Raw genomic sequence first — 15,076 nt, 5'->3', positions numbered from 1 at the left:
GAGCGAATCCTTATCTTTGTCGCGTATGTTTCAAACGCCATTAAGTTGAAATTAGCAAAAAATATTCAAACTACAGCCAAAAATACTCTTCTCAAAGAAGCGGACGCTATTAGACAAATTTCTGAATTCATTGACGAGGGTTTTGAAGCCATCGTTTCATTGATTCTAAAATTAGAAGGAAGGGTGGTTATAACGGGGGTAGGAAAGAGCGCTATTGTTGCAAATAAGATTGTAGCGACCTTAAATTCCACAGGAACGCCTTCTCTTTTTATGCATGCCGCAGACGCCATTCATGGTGATTTGGGAATGGTACAACCAAATGATGCTGTAATTTGCATTTCCAAGAGTGGTAACACACCAGAAATAAAAGTGCTGGTTCCGCTAATAAAAAGAACGGGAGCAAAACTTATTGCCTTGGTGAGCAATCTGGATTCTGACTTAGCTAAACAAGCAGACCACGTATTGAATGCCACAATTGATAAGGAAGCTGATCCAAATAATTTGGCCCCCACCACCAGTACTACTGCGCATATGGCTTTGGGCGATGCCCTAGCTGTTTGTTTATTAGAGTGTCGAGGGTTTACCAGCGAAGATTTTGCAAAATACCACCCCGGAGGGTCATTGGGAAAACAGCTCTACTTGAAAGTAGAGGACATTTATCCTAAAAATGGTTTACCAATTGTGAAAGAAACAGATTTGGTAAAAGAGAGCATTCTTGAGATTTCTAAGAAACGTTTAGGGGCAACAGCCGTTGTGGATAATAATGGAAAACTGACGGGGATTTTTACTGATGGAGATATCAGGCGAATGATCGAGAAAGACATGAGTTTTGAGCACAGGACTGTGGCCGAGGTAATGACTAAAAACCCTAAAACGATAGTAAAAGGAGAATTTGCTTTGCGAGCCATGAACCAAATGAGAGAACATTCAATCAACCATTTGGTAGTTTTAGATGATGCTGAAAGTATCGTTGGGTTTATCCATATTCAGGATTTGATAAACGAAGGAATAGTATAGCATGGAACACAATTATGTAGTGATTATGGCTGGTGGCATTGGAAGTCGCTTCTGGCCGTACAGTCGTGCGAACAAACCCAAACAATTTTTAGATGTTTTGGGCACAGGTCGTACTTTGCTTCAAATGACTTACGACCGATTTTTGGCCGTATGTCCTGAAGAGAATTTCTACATAGTTACCAACAAGCGTTACCACGATTTAGTAAAAGAGCAGCTTCCCCTGCTTTCTGAAGACCAAATTCTTTTAGAGCCAATTGGAAGAAATACCGCTGTAGCTGTGGCCTATCCGGCTTTTAAAATCAAGAAAAAAGATCCAAAGGGAATAATGATTGTGGCGCCTTCAGACCATGTGGTTTTTAAGGAAAACCTGTTTAATAAAAACTTAAGCACGGCAATAAAAGCGGCAAGTGGATCTGATAAATTGATTACACTGGGCATAGTTCCCACTAGGCCTGAAACGGGCTATGGCTATATTCAGTACCATTCTAGCCCTTTGAAAAAGGTGAAAAAAGTAAAAACATTTACTGAAAAGCCAGAGCTTGAATTGGCTCAAAAATTTGTGGAGAGTGGTGATTTTGTATGGAACGCAGGAATTTTTATATGGTCTGTAGAAACTATAATTGCGGCTTTACATGAACACCTCACTGACTTAGCAATGATTTTTGAGGAAGGTAATGATGCTTACTATACCCCAGAAGAGCAAAAATTTATCAATAGTGCTTATGCTCAATGTAAGAGTATTTCCATTGATTACGGTATTATGGAAAAGGCCAGTAATGTTTTTATGGTGAAAGGCACTTTTGATTGGTCAGACTTGGGGAGTTGGGATTCCTTGCATGAAATTAAAGCCAAGGATGACAACGGTAATGTAGTAGATGCAAAGGCGCTTTTATACAACTCTAAAAATTGCTATGTAAAAGGCCCAACCGATACCTTAATTGTTGCGCAAGATTTAGATGGCTACCTTATTACGCAAAGTGATAATGTAGTGCTCATTTGTAAGAAGGATGCCGAGAAAAAATTCCGAGAATTTCTACACGATGCTAAAGCCAAAGGCGAAGAGTTTAGCTAGAGTTAAGTACTTAGGTCAAACAAAAATGGCTACTCTATATCAGGGTAGCCATTTTTGTTTTTATAAAACGAGCGCTTAACCGCGCTGTCTCACTACTTCGTATAAAACTACGGATGTTGCTACCGACACATTCAGCGACTCTATATTTCCTTTAATAGGAAGTTTACAAAGCTGATCGGCAAGCTTTAGATACTCAGGCGAAATGCCGTCTTCTTCAGAGCCCATTAACAAAGCAATAGGAACGGTAAGGTCATGTTGGTAAACCAAATCAGAGGCTTTTTCGGTACAGGCTAAAACGGTGATTCCGTTATCACGAATTTCTCTAAGGGTGGTTTTTAAATTATCGGCTCGGCAAACTGGAATAAAGTTTAAAGCACCTGCAGAAGTTTTCATGGCATCGCTACCCACTTGTGCATTTCCTCTCGATGGAATTACAATTCCATGGGCGCCTACACATTCTGCTGTTCGGGCAATGGCTCCAAAATTTCTGACATCGGTAATACGGTCTAATACAATCAAAAGAGGCACCTCACCTTTGCTGTAAGCTTCAGAAATAATATTATCTAATGATGCATATACTACTGATGAAACAAAGGCAACTGCTCCCTGATGGTTTTTTCGCGTAATGCGGTTCAGTTTTTCAATGGGTACTTTCTGAACCGGAATATTGAAGTCGCGCGCAGCGATTAACAATTCGGTGGTAAGTTCGTTTTTAACGTCTTTTTGTAGAAGTAGCTTATCTATTTCTTTACCAGCGTTTATGGCTTCGATTATTGCCCGACTTCCGTAAATGAAGTCATCTTTAGGTTGGTCTATCATCATTCAATTACTTTTCCGCTACGCCAGCTGGTCACAGCATCTACCCACGATTCTTTAAACTTACTTTCTCTAATTAAACGGTAAGTCAAAAGGTTATTTTCTTCTGAAACGATTTCGAAATTAAAGCGTATTCGGCCTCCATTTGGAGCAGCATATACCCATAATTCTTGTTCTTCATTACGGAATACTTGCAATGGGTTTCCGTAAATCTGGTATACCATTCCTCGATCGGTTTTCCAACCTTCTTTATTAGAAGTGAATAAATGGGCCGATTTTCGAAGTCTCCTGTAATAGTATTTCACAAAATCTTGGGCTATTCTTCCTCCATTTGAAATTCGAGTGGTAACAAAATTTTCGAAAGCCGACCGTGTATCTCTGGCAGTCCTCAAGGTTTTATATTCATCGTTGGTAGTAATAAAAATCAAAGGCTCCACCAACCTTTCAAACTGACCGAAGTACGGAAAAAAAGGATCAGTTACCAGAACTCCTAGGGTATTTGATGGATCCGTAGCTTCATTTATGATGTAATATCCAGGGGTTGAAAATTTCAGAACTTCATTTTCAACTGCGCCATACAAGGTATCAATCTCTATTTTAGAAGGAACTTGTATTCGCCCTTCATCAAAAGGAGGAATGGCAACCGCTTGATTATTGATCACGCCTTCTATTTGATATTTTCCTTCATTTCCGAAAACATTCACCAGCCTTACCGACTGATCTAGGTTAATGAAACGAGAGAAATAGGGTACATTTCTTTGTGCCTCAAAAATAAGGAAGGGTTGATTTTGAGTGCTTCTGCTCCTTTCAATCGGTATGTCGATCAAAAATTTTCTGCCTCGTAAAATATTGTTGACTTCTAATATAATGAGGTTTTGGTCAGCTGTTTTTTCAAATTCAAATGAATAAATAAACTCGCGGAAGCCTGTGGCTACTAATGTAGCAGAATCTAATCTGGTGGTAGAGTTTACGTGCTTTTCATCAATGTAGCTATCACGAACATCGTATTGAATTTCGTAATCACTAATTTTAACCACCCCGCTATTCAGAATAAAGCGAACATATACTTTTACTTTATTGCCGTTTTGGGCGAGTCTGTGGTCAATTAAAAATTCATGATCTGGGTTGTACAGAAAACTAACGTCTGCTGAACTCATTCGGCTTTGAGAATATAGCCACTGAACGCAGATTGTAAAAATTAAAGTGAATACGAGCCTTTTCATGCGGTGTAAAACTGACGACAAATGTAATCAAATTGTAGGGAATGCTGACTTGATTAGCTCATTGTAAGCTAAATGGTTTATTTTTGGGCAAAAGTTAAGCATGGCTACCTACACAACTGAAATCGCTTCAGACAAAATTGCATCTGATAACCCTATACATCAAAGATTATTAAGGGCCTATTATTTGGCTGTACCTTATATAAAGGGAGATTTATTGGAGTTAGGTTGTGGCGAAGGACGTGGTGTAGAACTGCTAGCGCCTTTGGGAGATAGCTACGTGGCTTTAGATAAAATTCAATCTGTAATTGACGAACTGAAGGGTAAATATCCTAAGCTAGATTTTCGTCAGGCAGTGTTTCCACCTTTTTCTGATTTAGCCGATAATAGTTTCGATTCTATAGTTTCGTTTCAAGTGATTGAACACGTAAAGAAGGATAAGGAGTTTTTGAAAGAAATCTACCGTGTGTTAAAACCAGGTGGTAAAGCCGTTTTGACTACCCCAAATATTAAGAAAACCCTGACCAGAAATCCTTGGCATGTGCGCGAATACACTGCTCAACAGTTAACGGATTTGGCTTCTGAAATTTTTACTAAAGTGGAAATGAAAGGGGTAACGGGCAATGAAAAAGTAATGGCTTATTACGAAGAAAATAAACGAGCGGTACAACGAATTACCCGCTTCGATATTTTCAATTTGCAATACAATTTGCCAGCGCCTTTACTTAGAATTCCTTACGATATTTTAAACAGACTGAACAGAAACAAGCTCAATAACGGAAACACAAAGCTTGTAAACGAAATCAGTCAGGAAGATTATCCCCTGACTGATGATGCAGATACTGCATTAGATTTATTTTTGATTTTAGAGAAATAACCGATTTCTCGGCTATTTCAATTCTTTATTTAGAAGTTACTTCTATCCATGGACAGCATAGTGTTTTGTCCATCGAGCATCTCTCTTAATCGTGCGGCTTGTTCTGGGTAGCCATATTGGCTAAAGATGGATTGTAAGTACTGAAGTCCATTTAAGTACTTTCTGAACTCGTAATCATAGCGCATCTTCTTTTGATGATAAGTAGCCATTTCGTTAAACATTTCGGCTATTTCCATCCCCATGGCAAGTGCTTTTTCTTCTTCGCCAATATTTAAATAAGCTTGAACAAAACTTACAGAAGCAATATCGTAAGGAAGCGACTCTTTAGGCATTACTTCCATACCATAGTCCAAAACAGTTTTTGCTCTGGTAGTATCCCCCTCAGTAATTAATGCATCCGCTAAGGTGGTAAACATAGACCTGTGGTTTTGAGCAAAACCTCTGTAGTCTCCGTTCAGGTTCGTACTTGGGTCGTCTAATCCCCTAAACTGGAACTTGTTCATCACATTATCATACATCAAATCTGTATTCACAATTTCTCTCATGCTTCCTGGTTTTTGGACAGGAAGAAGTCGATAGGCCATACCTTCTTGCACTAAGTAGTCATCCAAATCGAATGGAACCGAGCTTACCGAAGTGTAATTGAAGTAGATTGGTCTTTCCCAGTTATTGGTTGCAATCAAATCAAGCATCATCAGGTGCGCTTTCTCTAAGAAGTTCTCGCCTTGCTTAAAAGTAAACGTCATTCTATCCGTCTGATATTTCTTAAGACTGTTCGGGATAACTCCAAGTTTTTCTACTTGTGTGGAATCTACATTAAGGAAGAGTGAACGGGCTGGAACTGTATTGATTACTGTGCCTGAGCCAAGCTGCCTTTGAATCACTGGGCTCTTGCGCTGTACTAAGGAAATATAATCCTTTAGGTCAATCGCTTTGCCTTTGTATTGAGGGCGTTCGTCTACATATAAATAGTCGTTTGTGCCTTGACGGTAGCTTTCAATATCTAAAGAATAAGGGAAAGCCTCAGAGTCGTTCATTTTCACCTTGGTTTGGTCTACATACCAATCGGTGTTATAGTAACTCAGTACAATTACACGCACATCAGTTCTAAAGCCTTCTACTTCTTGTACATACCAAAGCGGAAAAGTGTCATTATCACCTCCAGTAAATAGTATGGCATTTGGAGCACATGAAGCCAAGAAGTTTCTTGCCGAATCTACAGAGAAGAACCTTCCAGTTCTGTCATGGTCATCCCAGTTTTCAGCGGCTAAAATAATTGGCGAAACTAGGCATAGCGCCAGCGCACCATAAGCTAGAGCCTTGCCGCGTTTCATTGCAGCACTACCAATGGCCAATACCGCAAAACCAATCCAAATAGCAAAGGCGTAGTACGAACCCGTGTAAATATAATCTCGTTCTCTTGGTTCTATTGGTGGCGAGTTCAGGTAGATTACTAGGGCCAATCCCGTAAGAATAAAGAACATCAGCGTAGCCGAAAAGCGTTTTGGGTCTCGGTTAAATTGAAAGAAGAAACCTATGAGGCCGAGAATCAACGGAATCATATAATACTGATTCCTCGATTTATTATTCTTAATAAAATCAGGAACATCTTTATTGCCATCAAAAGCGGTTAAGTAATCTGCATCTTGAATGTCGCTTTCCCTTCCAGAAAAATTGAACATAAAATAGCGCACATACATGTGCCCAATCTGATGCGAGAACATGAAAGCCAAGTTGTCTAAGAAAGTTGGTTTTTCACCTTCTCTCAAGCCAGTAATGGCCATATATTTTTGAATATGGGCAGGGGAAGAACTGTACATTCTTGGTAGAAACGTTGACCAAGCATCGTCATAGGTGGTTTCTACTTTATAATCAGAGATTTTGTACTCGTCATTATCTTTATAATATATAGGAGCACCTTGCTTTGTTTGTGGTTGTGGTGCATTGTAATATTGACCGTAAAGGAGAGGTCTGCTACCATACTGTTCTCTCTTAAGATAAGAGATGAAAGTCATTACATTTTCAGGATTGTTTTGGTCAATCGCAGGGTTGTCTTTAGAACGAATAAGGATTACCGCATAACAAGAATAACCTATCAACACAAAAGTGATTCCTAAGATCAAGGTGTTTAGGGTAACGTATTCTTTTCTTCTGGTCCATTTCAATCCAAACACAATGGCGGCAATGAGTAGGGCAATCATAAATAATGCGCCCGAACCAAATGGCAAGCCAAAGGTATTTACGAAGGTAATCTCAAACTTTCCGGCTAGTGTTGGAAGTCCAGGAATGATAAAGGAGTTGATGAGCATTACCAAAAACAATGAAATGCCCATTGCCGCGAAAGCACCTTTCCAAGTTGGGTTTTCGTATTTTTTGAAATAATAGATTAAGCCTAAAGCAGGTAAAGTAACCAAGCCTAAAAGGTGCGCACCTGTAGAAAGCCCAAGCATATAAAAGATCAAGACAATCCATTTATTTCTTCCACTTTCATCATCTACAATTTCCCATTTAAGCATGGCCCAAAACACAAAAGCGGTAAAGAATGAAGACATTCCATATACTTCGCCTTCTACTGCCGAAAACCAGAATGAATCAGTAAAGGCAAAGCTCATGGCGCCAACTACGCCTGCTCCAGCAAGTAATATTTTCTGAACATTGGTTTCGTTGCCCAACTCAGCATTGATCAATTTTCTGCCCAACATCACGATGGTCCAATACAGGAAAAGCACCGCAAAAGCACTAGAAACAGCACTTACCATGTTGATCCAATAAGCTACTTGAGTTACATCGCCAAAAGCAAAAAATGAGAACATTCGCCCAATAAGCATATAAAGTGGCGCGCCTGGAGGGTGAGAAACCTCTAGTTTATAGGCAATGGCAATAAACTCTCCTGAATCCCAAAAGCTCGCGGTTTCTTCGAGAGTCAAAATATAAACGATCAACGAAGCTATAAAAACCGCCCACCCAGTGAGATTATTGAATTTCTTAAAGTCTGTCATTTCAGTATTTTTAATGGCGAGTTCATTTCATAAAAACCAGAATGAACCAAGCGCCATGCGCAATTATAAACCTATTAGCAGGGCGTGAAATTAGTAAAATTTAGATTGTAGAAGGGTTAAATTTTATTAATACGGTGAATGGCAAGTTGCAATGTGAACTTGGGGCTGAAAACCGATCGAGTTTCGCAGTCCATTTTATTTATACACGCCTAAGTAAAACCAAAGCCAAAGCAAGAAAAGCGGAACATAAGAAGTGAATACAATGGCGTTGGCAATCGACTTCTTTTTGCGCGCAGCAAAATTAATTCCGTAGGTAAGCAGTATCCAGTAGCCCACTTCAAAAACATTGAGAGCCGAATTTACATACCAATACTTTTCGGGTACTTCTTCATGATTAAAGAAGTTCATATAAGACAAAGGTTCAAAAGCCTTTACATCCCAATAAGTAGGATCGGTATCAATAAAAAAGAACCAAAGAATAGTGAGTATTTCAGGTATGAAAAATATCATTTCAGCAAACATGGCAATCTGCCAGCATTGTTTGTAGCTCACTCTATACCCCCATAAAAAGCAGCCTGTCCATAAAATGAAGCCAATGAGCGTAAACTTCCATGCGTAAACCAAGGGCACGCCAATATATTTTAGCCCGGCAATTGCCTGAAAAACAAGCAGCTCCATGCCGTCCATAAACTTAAAAGCATTGATTTCGCTGATAATAAAAGTTTGTTGAATAAAGAGAAGTAGAAAAGAAATAACACAGATCAATATGAACACCATCGTTTTATTGATGGAAGTGTATTCCTTCATTTTTACTTCTAACGGTGTATATTCTCTTGGCATGGCAAAACAATTTCGACAAATCTACGATTAATGGCTAAAAGCAATAATAAAATTAGTTAAGCGTATTGTGAATCGACTGTGTGGCAGTACTTTTGCGCGTCTGTTGCACATAAATCAATTTGAAGGTTTTGAAGAAGGTAATTATAGGTGTATTCGTACTGTTTTTAGCGGTGCCGAATGTGATAAATGCGCAGGTTCAAAAGGAGAAGGTTTTGGGCGATACGGCCAAGTATCTGTTGCTCAACATGAACCTTCAGAAGGAAATTACAGATGCAGTTGACTATATGTATAACTTCGATTTTCGTAAAGCGGAAGTTGAGTTCAATTGGATAAAATACAATTTCCCAGAACACCCCCTCGGTTATTTCTTATATGGAATAAGTACTTGGTGGCAAATGATGCCCAATTTGGAAAAGGAATCTCCACTAGGAGATGAATTTTTGGCCCATATGGATACGGCTATAGCCAAGGCAGAAGCCATGATAGAAATTGATAAGGATAACATAGAAGCGAATTTCTTCTTAGCGGGTTCTTATGGTTTTCAAGGTCGATATCATTCTGAAAAAAAGAATTGGGGAAGAGCGACTAACGCAGGAAGACTTGCGCTAAAGTATTTAGAAAGAACACACGGCAACGAAAGTTTCAGCCCTGAAATCCTTTTTGGAGATGCCCTGTTCAACTATTATTCAGTTTGGATTAGAGAAGAATATCCGCTTTTAAGGCCTGTGTTGTTTTTCTTCCCAAAAGGCGATAAAAAGTTGGGCGTTGAACAAATGAAAACGGTAGCGACCAATGCTTTTTATACCAGGGTAGAGGCCATTTATTTTTTAATGCGTATCAAGGCATTTGAGTTGAACGAAACATTCGATGCCCTCAGATGGGCTGAATACATGAATGAGCAATACCCAAACAATCCGTATTTTCATCGCTTTTATGCCCAAATGCTTTATACAGCGGGTCAATTTCAAGATGCCGAAAGAGTTTCACTCGAAATTATGAGCAGAATAAAGGATGGTAGGATAGGCTATGAGGAAATGAGTGGCAGGTATGCCAGCTTCTTTTTGGCAGATATTAATCGGAAGAGAAACGAGTGGGATAAAGCAGAAGTTTATTATCTCCAAACCATTGCCTATTCAAATGCGTTGGAGCTTGAGGAATCTGGTTATCATATCTATTCCTTACTTCACTTATCAGAATATTATGTCCAAGAACAGCGGTACGATGAGGCCATACCTATGCTTGATAAAATAAGAGACAATACCAAGCGTAAAGAGGACACCAATAAAAAAGCCAGAGAGCTAGAAAAAGAAATTAAAAAGAATAAGCGTTGAAAATACTCCGTAGGTGTAATTTCATATTGCTTTTATTTTAACAAATAACTAGTATGCCGAATATTATTTCGTAAAAACACTTAGTAATGGGTCAAAATATCAAACTCGACAAAATTGACAGAAAGATCTTAGAGATACTTCAGTCTAATGCAAAAATTACCAATGCACAACTTTCCAAAGAAATTGGATTGTCTCCCGCTCCAACCTTAGAGAGAGTAAAAAAACTTGAGGTATCGGGAATCATCAAAAGTTACCACGCAAAACTCGATACCGATAAAATTGGTCTTGGTGTGAGCACCTTTGTATATGCTACTCTAAAGGGCCATAACAGGGGAAATATTGATGTTTTCTTAGAAGAGATTAACAAAATAGATGAAGTTATAGAATGCCATCACGTAACAGGTTCTGGCGATTTCGTTCTAAAAGTGATTGCTGCTGATATTTCAGCCTATCAAAAACTAATGCTCGAGAAAGTAAGCGATATATCTGTGGTAGATAACTTGCAGTCTATGGTCATACTCTCTACTTTTAAGGATAGCAAAGTAATGCCTCTATCCTCTACGGAGTAGGTAAAAGTTTATGTCAAAAGAGAAGAAGCAAATTTTAGATAAAAGCCAGATTGAACAAAAAATCAGGCGAATGGCCTACGAAATCTATGAGCAAAACCATGAGCTCAAAGAGATTATTTTGGTAGGAGTAGCTGAAAATGGGCTCAAAATTTCTTCAATGTTAAAGAAGGAGATAGAGTCGATTTCAAAAATTTCGGTACATGTGGCGAGGTTGAGCGTGGAAAAAGATGCTCCGGTACAGCCTCAGGTGCAGTTTTCTGACTTTCCTCAAATTGATCAGTTTACTATGGTTCTTGTTGATGATGTAATGAATTCAGGAAGAACCATGATTTATGCCCTCGATCCCTTCTTGAAAATGGGGGCAAAAAAAATACAAACTGCGGTTTTGGTAAATAGAAGTCACAAACGTTTTCCGATTTCGGTAGATTATAAAGGCCTTGAACTGGCCACTACCATTCAAGAACATATACAAGTGAATTTGACGGACTCTGATTTCTCCGCATATTTGTATTGATTTTTAATACACAGTCTAAGTTCAAGTTAGACCAGTAAAACCTTAAACGACTAATAAAAAACAAAATGGAATCTGATTTACAAGAAAGTGTAAAAGGAGTATGGGACCTTATAGTGGGTTATGTAGTAAGCTATGGCCTTCAGGTCTTGGGTGCGTTAATAACCCTAATAGTTGGTGTTTGGATAATCAAGCGACTTGTAAAGCTTGCTCATAAAACACTAATTAAAAGAGAGACTGACCCGATATTAATCCCAACCTTAGTGGGGGTAGTTAAAGTTGGTTTATATGCGGTTTTACTTTTTGCAGTTGTTGATCAAATTGGAATTGAAACCGCAAGTTTCTTGGCTGTTTTTGGTGCGGCTGGTTTAGCTATTGGTTTAGCGCTTCAAGGCAGTTTGGCCAATTTTGCTGGCGGAATTTTAGTATTAACACTTAAGCCTTTTAAGGCAGGTGATTATGTAGAAATAGACGGCACAGGAGGTTCAGTAAATGGAGTTTCTATTATGAATACTGTACTGAAAACACCCGATAATAAAACTATTTTCCTGCCTAATGGAAAAGTAGCAGGCGCCAATATTGTTAACTTCTCTATGGAAGAAAATCGTAGATGGGACAAGGTTTTTGGAATTGGATATGGAGATGATTTCGAAAAAGCTAAAGCCATTATTTTGAAAATCATAGAAAGTGATAGTCGCTTTTTAAAAGAACCAGCCCCAATGGTTAGGGTAGGAAATCTAGGAGACAGCAGTGTAGATATTACGGTGCGTGCTTGGGTAGAAACTCCTGAATATTGGAATGTAAACTGGGATATGATAGAGAAGGTGAAAAAAGCATTCGATGCTGAAGGAATTTCGATTCCTTTCCCACAAAGAGATGTACACATCTTCAATGAAAAATAACCGTAGATAGCCATCGCTATACTTTGCAAAACAAGAAGGGGTAAATGTTTATATTTACCCCTTTAATTTTATCGACATGTCAATACACAAATCGGAAATAAAGAAAATTACTACGCACCAACTTCAAGCCATGAAAGACCGTGGTGAGAAAATCTCCATGCTTACGGCTTACGATTACTCAATGGCTTCTTTGGTGGATGAAGCGGGTATAGATATAATACTCGTAGGCGATTCCGCCTCGAATGTAATGGCGGGACACGAAACTACTTTGCCAATTACACTTGATCAAATGATCTACCACGCCAGTTCTGTGGTAAGGGCTGTAAAGCGCGCTTTTGTAGCAGTTGATATTCCCTTTGGTTCATACCAGGGAAACAGTTCAGAAGCTTTGCGTTCTGCCATCAGAATTATGAAAGAATCTGGTGCACACAGTGTGAAAATGGAAGGCGGTGCCGAAATTAAGGAATCGGTCACTAGAATCTTGAGTGCGGGTGTTCCTGTAATGGGGCATTTGGGCCTAACACCTCAGTCTATTTATAAATTCGGAACCTATTCTGTAAGGGCAAAAGAAGAAGAAGAAGCTGATAAACTTATTGAAGATGCTAAGCTTTTAGAGGCCTGCGGTTGCTATGCAATCGTGCTCGAAAAAATTCCTGCCGAACTCGCCAAACGTGTTTCTGAAGAAATTAATATCCCAACCATTGGTATAGGGGCTGGTCCACATGTAGACGGTCAGGTGTTGGTAATCCACGATATGCTGGGCATTACCACCGAGTTTAAACCGCGTTTTTTAAGGCAGTATGCGGATTTGGGTACCACAATTAAAGATGCGGTGACCAATTACGTGAAAGACGTAAAAGCAAAAGACTTTCCTAACGATAAGGAAAGCTATTAAAAGCAGGTGTTTAAATTGAAGGGAAAGTCCAAATTGAGGAACTTTCAACCTAGATAATTTCTTACCTTAGCACGATTAACTCAAATTACGAATCAAATAACCGTTTAACGAAATGAGCGAACAAAAAATAACCATTAGTAACGGGGTTCTAAATGTACCCAACAACCCTACAGTTCCATTTATTGAAGGAGATGGCATTGGTGTAGATATTTGGCCAGCTGCCCAAAAGGTTTTGGATAGCGCTGTAGAGAAAGCTTACAGTGGTGCGAAAAGCATAGCTTGGAAAGAAGTTTTGGCTGGAGAAAAAGCCTTTAACCAAACAGGCGAATGGATGCCAGCTGCTACGCTAGATGCTTTTAGAGAGTATTTGGTAGGAATTAAAGGTCCATTAACTACTCCAGTTGGTGGCGGAATTCGTTCATTAAATGTTGCCCTTCGTCAAGAATTGGATTTGTACGCTTGTGTTCGTCCGGTAAGATGGTTTGAAGGAACACCTTCTCCAGTAAAAGAGCCAGGTCTTACTGATATGGTGATTTTTAGAGAAAACACTGAAGACATTTATGCAGGTATTGAGTTTGAAAAAGGAACTGAAGACGCTAAGAAATTAAATGATTTTCTAAAGTCAACTTTTCCTAAAAAATTCGACAAAGTAAGATTCCCTGAAACTGCGGGTTATGGTTTAAAACCAGTTTCAGAAGAAGGAACACATCGTTTGGTGAAAAGCGCCATCGATTATGCTTTCGAACAAAAAAGAGATTCTGTTACCCTAGTACACAAAGGTAACATCATGAAATTTACCGAAGGTGCTTTCAAAACTTGGGGCTACGAATTGGCTAAAAATAGCTACGGAGCTAAAGATTATGAAGGTGGACCTTGGCAGATCATTGAAAAGGATGGGCACAAAGTGATCATTAAAGATGTGATTGCCGATGCATTCCTTCAGCAAATCCTTTTAAGACCGGCTGAGTACTCAGTAATCGCCACATTGAACCTGAACGGGGACTATGTTTCTGATGCCTTGGCTGCCATTGTTGGCGGTATTGGTATAGCACCAGGTGCCAACATTAACTACATGACAGGGAATGCAATTTTTGAAGCGACCCACGGTACGGCTCCAAAATATGCAGGTCAGGACAAAGTGAATCCAGGTTCAGTAATTCTTTCTGGTGCTATGATGCTTGAGTATTTTGGCTGGCAAGAAGCGGCTAATTTGATTTACAAAGGTTTGGAAGCTTCGATTGCGAAAAAGCGAGTAACCTATGATTTCGAGCGACTGATGGACGGAGCAACACTCCTTAAATGCTCTGAATTTGGAGATGAAATAATTAAGAATATGTAAAACAATAAGCCCCGAAAGGGGCTTTTGTTTTTTCATACCAACCAATTGTATAATGGAAGAATTTCTCCCCTTTTTTCCTTTAAAGCTTGTCGTTTTTCCAGACGAAAAACTCAACCTTCACGTTTTTGAACCTCGTTATAAGCAGCTGATTAACGAATGTATAGCCGAAGGCAAAAGCTTCGGTATTCCTGTATTCGACACAGGGATTATGGAGTTTGGTTCTGAAATGATTGTTGAGAAGGTGGTTAAAAATTACGCCAACGGAGAAATGGATATTGTGACCCGCTGTACTCGGGTTTTCGAATTAGTTACTTTTCAAGAAATGGTGGCAGGAAAACTCTATGCAGGAGGAAAAGTTACTTTTATAGAGAACAATAAAGATGGAGAAATCGAACAATGGTCTCGATTAAAGGAGCTGGCCGCGCAATTGGTTGAGATTCTGAGGATGGATCATAAGCTCAATGTTGCGGATTTGACAGAAGAATATGAGCTGGTTCATAAATTGGGCTTATCTTTGGAACAAGAATACGATATGTTGCAAATGGAAAACCAGTCGCAGCGATACGAATTTTTGATCAGACATATGGAACTAGCTATTCCATTTGTGAAAGAAATGGAGCGCGCCAAAGAGCGCATCCAGTTAAATGGTCATTTCCAGCATATCGACCCATTGAAGTTTTAAATTAGA

Annotated in this window: 14 protein-coding genes; 10 read left to right on the top strand and 4 right to left on the bottom strand. The window is 39.2% G+C overall.

The genetic code is table 11. From position 1 onward, the window contains the following. Positions 1–45 precede the first annotated feature (45 nt). Together MB14_RS18565 and MB14_RS18560 are read left to right on the top strand one after the other, a co-directional pair. A complete protein-coding gene (locus MB14_RS18565) occupies positions 46–1,017 on the top strand; it encodes a KpsF/GutQ family sugar-phosphate isomerase (RefSeq protein WP_062594277.1) in 972 nt (323 codons plus the stop codon). Position 1,018: 1 nt separating this feature from the next. Continuing rightward, positions 1,019–2,089, top strand: coding sequence for a mannose-1-phosphate guanylyltransferase (locus MB14_RS18560; protein WP_062594275.1), 1,071 nt, complete (start codon positions 1,019–1,021; stop codon positions 2,087–2,089). Between the two features lie 75 nt (positions 2,090–2,164). Here MB14_RS18560 and rlmB read toward each other — a convergent pair whose 3' ends face one another. Together rlmB and MB14_RS18550 are read right to left on the bottom strand one after the other, a co-directional pair. Then, positions 2,165–2,908, bottom strand: coding sequence for a 23S rRNA (guanosine(2251)-2'-O)-methyltransferase RlmB (gene rlmB, locus MB14_RS18555; protein ID WP_084376152.1), 744 nt, complete (start codon positions 2,906–2,908; stop codon positions 2,165–2,167). Next, a complete protein-coding gene (locus MB14_RS18550) occupies positions 2,908–4,062 on the bottom strand; it encodes a GWxTD domain-containing protein (protein ID WP_062594271.1) in 1,155 nt (384 codons plus the stop codon). Before MB14_RS18550 ends, rlmB begins: the two co-directional genes overlap by 1 nt. A gap of 166 nt (positions 4,063–4,228) precedes the next feature. On the opposite strand from MB14_RS18550, the gene MB14_RS18545 reads away from it, so the two are divergent. After that, positions 4,229–5,002 carry a class I SAM-dependent methyltransferase gene (locus MB14_RS18545; protein WP_062594269.1) on the top strand — a complete coding sequence of 258 codons (774 nt, stop codon included), beginning with the start codon at positions 4,229–4,231 and terminating at the stop codon, positions 5,000–5,002. A 29-nt stretch (positions 5,003–5,031) separates the two neighbouring features. Here MB14_RS18545 and MB14_RS18540 read toward each other — a convergent pair whose 3' ends face one another. Continuing rightward, the gene (locus MB14_RS18540) at positions 5,032–8,001 is read right to left on the bottom strand and encodes a glycosyltransferase family 117 protein (RefSeq protein ID WP_062594267.1); all 2,970 of its coding nucleotides are present in this window, start codon (positions 7,999–8,001) and stop codon (positions 5,032–5,034) included. A 195-nt stretch (positions 8,002–8,196) separates the two neighbouring features. Continuing rightward, on the bottom strand, positions 8,197–8,841 hold the full coding sequence (locus tag MB14_RS18535) for a hypothetical protein (protein ID WP_062594265.1): 645 nt from the start codon (positions 8,839–8,841) through the stop codon (positions 8,197–8,199). Positions 8,842–8,969: 128 nt separating this feature from the next. Between MB14_RS18535 and MB14_RS18530 the strand changes: the two genes are divergently transcribed. The 7 genes from MB14_RS18530 to MB14_RS18500 all read left to right on the top strand — a co-directional run bounded on the left by MB14_RS18530 (position 8,970) and on the right by MB14_RS18500 (position 15,070). After that, a complete protein-coding gene (locus MB14_RS18530) occupies positions 8,970–10,172 on the top strand; it encodes a tetratricopeptide repeat protein (protein WP_132644149.1) in 1,203 nt (400 codons plus the stop codon). Between the two features lie 86 nt (positions 10,173–10,258). After that, the gene (locus tag MB14_RS18525; protein WP_053223876.1) at positions 10,259–10,741 is read left to right on the top strand and encodes an Lrp/AsnC family transcriptional regulator; all 483 of its coding nucleotides are present in this window, start codon (positions 10,259–10,261) and stop codon (positions 10,739–10,741) included. Between the two features lie 10 nt (positions 10,742–10,751). Beyond that, a complete protein-coding gene (locus MB14_RS18520) occupies positions 10,752–11,255 on the top strand; it encodes a phosphoribosyltransferase family protein (RefSeq protein ID WP_062594261.1) in 504 nt (167 codons plus the stop codon). A 65-nt stretch (positions 11,256–11,320) separates the two neighbouring features. Then, the gene (locus MB14_RS18515; RefSeq protein WP_062594259.1) at positions 11,321–12,154 is read left to right on the top strand and encodes a mechanosensitive ion channel family protein; all 834 of its coding nucleotides are present in this window, start codon (positions 11,321–11,323) and stop codon (positions 12,152–12,154) included. A gap of 76 nt (positions 12,155–12,230) precedes the next feature. Further along, the gene (gene panB / locus MB14_RS18510; protein ID WP_062594257.1) at positions 12,231–13,049 is read left to right on the top strand and encodes a 3-methyl-2-oxobutanoate hydroxymethyltransferase; all 819 of its coding nucleotides are present in this window, start codon (positions 12,231–12,233) and stop codon (positions 13,047–13,049) included. Positions 13,050–13,161: 112 nt separating this feature from the next. Beyond that, positions 13,162–14,388, top strand: coding sequence for an NADP-dependent isocitrate dehydrogenase (gene icd, locus MB14_RS18505; protein ID WP_062594255.1), 1,227 nt, complete (start codon positions 13,162–13,164; stop codon positions 14,386–14,388). 52 nt (positions 14,389–14,440) lie between these two features. Beyond that, positions 14,441–15,070, top strand: coding sequence for an LON peptidase substrate-binding domain-containing protein (locus MB14_RS18500; RefSeq protein WP_062594253.1), 630 nt, complete (start codon positions 14,441–14,443; stop codon positions 15,068–15,070). The last annotated feature ends 6 nt before the right edge of the window (positions 15,071–15,076 follow it).

The sequence above is a fragment of the Roseivirga ehrenbergii genome, assembly GCF_001593005.1.
Taxonomy (GTDB): domain Bacteria; phylum Bacteroidota; class Bacteroidia; order Cytophagales; family Cyclobacteriaceae; genus Roseivirga; species Roseivirga ehrenbergii.
This window is presented reverse-complemented; position numbering and strand designations above follow the sequence as displayed.

Bases quoted from the DNA above. Each gene is read 5' to 3' on its own strand.
- MB14_RS18560 (WP_062594275.1), top strand. From the start codon at position 1,019: ATGGAACACAATTATGTAGTGATTATGGCTGGTGGCATTGGAAGTCGC.
- rlmB (WP_084376152.1), bottom strand. From the start codon at position 2,908: ATGATAGACCAACCTAAAGATGACTTCATTTACGGAAGTCGGGCAATA.
- MB14_RS18550 (WP_062594271.1), bottom strand. From the start codon at position 4,062: ATGAGTTCAGCAGACGTTAGTTTTCTGTACAACCCAGATCATGAATTT.
- MB14_RS18545 (WP_062594269.1), top strand. From the start codon at position 4,229: ATGGCTACCTACACAACTGAAATCGCTTCAGACAAAATTGCATCTGAT.
- MB14_RS18540 (WP_062594267.1), bottom strand. From the start codon at position 8,001: ATGACAGACTTTAAGAAATTCAATAATCTCACTGGGTGGGCGGTTTTT.
- MB14_RS18535 (WP_062594265.1), bottom strand. From the start codon at position 8,841: ATGCCAAGAGAATATACACCGTTAGAAGTAAAAATGAAGGAATACACT.
- MB14_RS18525 (WP_053223876.1), top strand. From the start codon at position 10,259: ATGGGTCAAAATATCAAACTCGACAAAATTGACAGAAAGATCTTAGAG.
- MB14_RS18520 (WP_062594261.1), top strand. From the start codon at position 10,752: ATGTCAAAAGAGAAGAAGCAAATTTTAGATAAAAGCCAGATTGAACAA.
- MB14_RS18515 (WP_062594259.1), top strand. From the start codon at position 11,321: ATGGAATCTGATTTACAAGAAAGTGTAAAAGGAGTATGGGACCTTATA.
- panB (WP_062594257.1), top strand. From the start codon at position 12,231: ATGTCAATACACAAATCGGAAATAAAGAAAATTACTACGCACCAACTT.
- icd (WP_062594255.1), top strand. From the start codon at position 13,162: ATGAGCGAACAAAAAATAACCATTAGTAACGGGGTTCTAAATGTACCC.
- MB14_RS18500 (WP_062594253.1), top strand. From the start codon at position 14,441: ATGGAAGAATTTCTCCCCTTTTTTCCTTTAAAGCTTGTCGTTTTTCCA.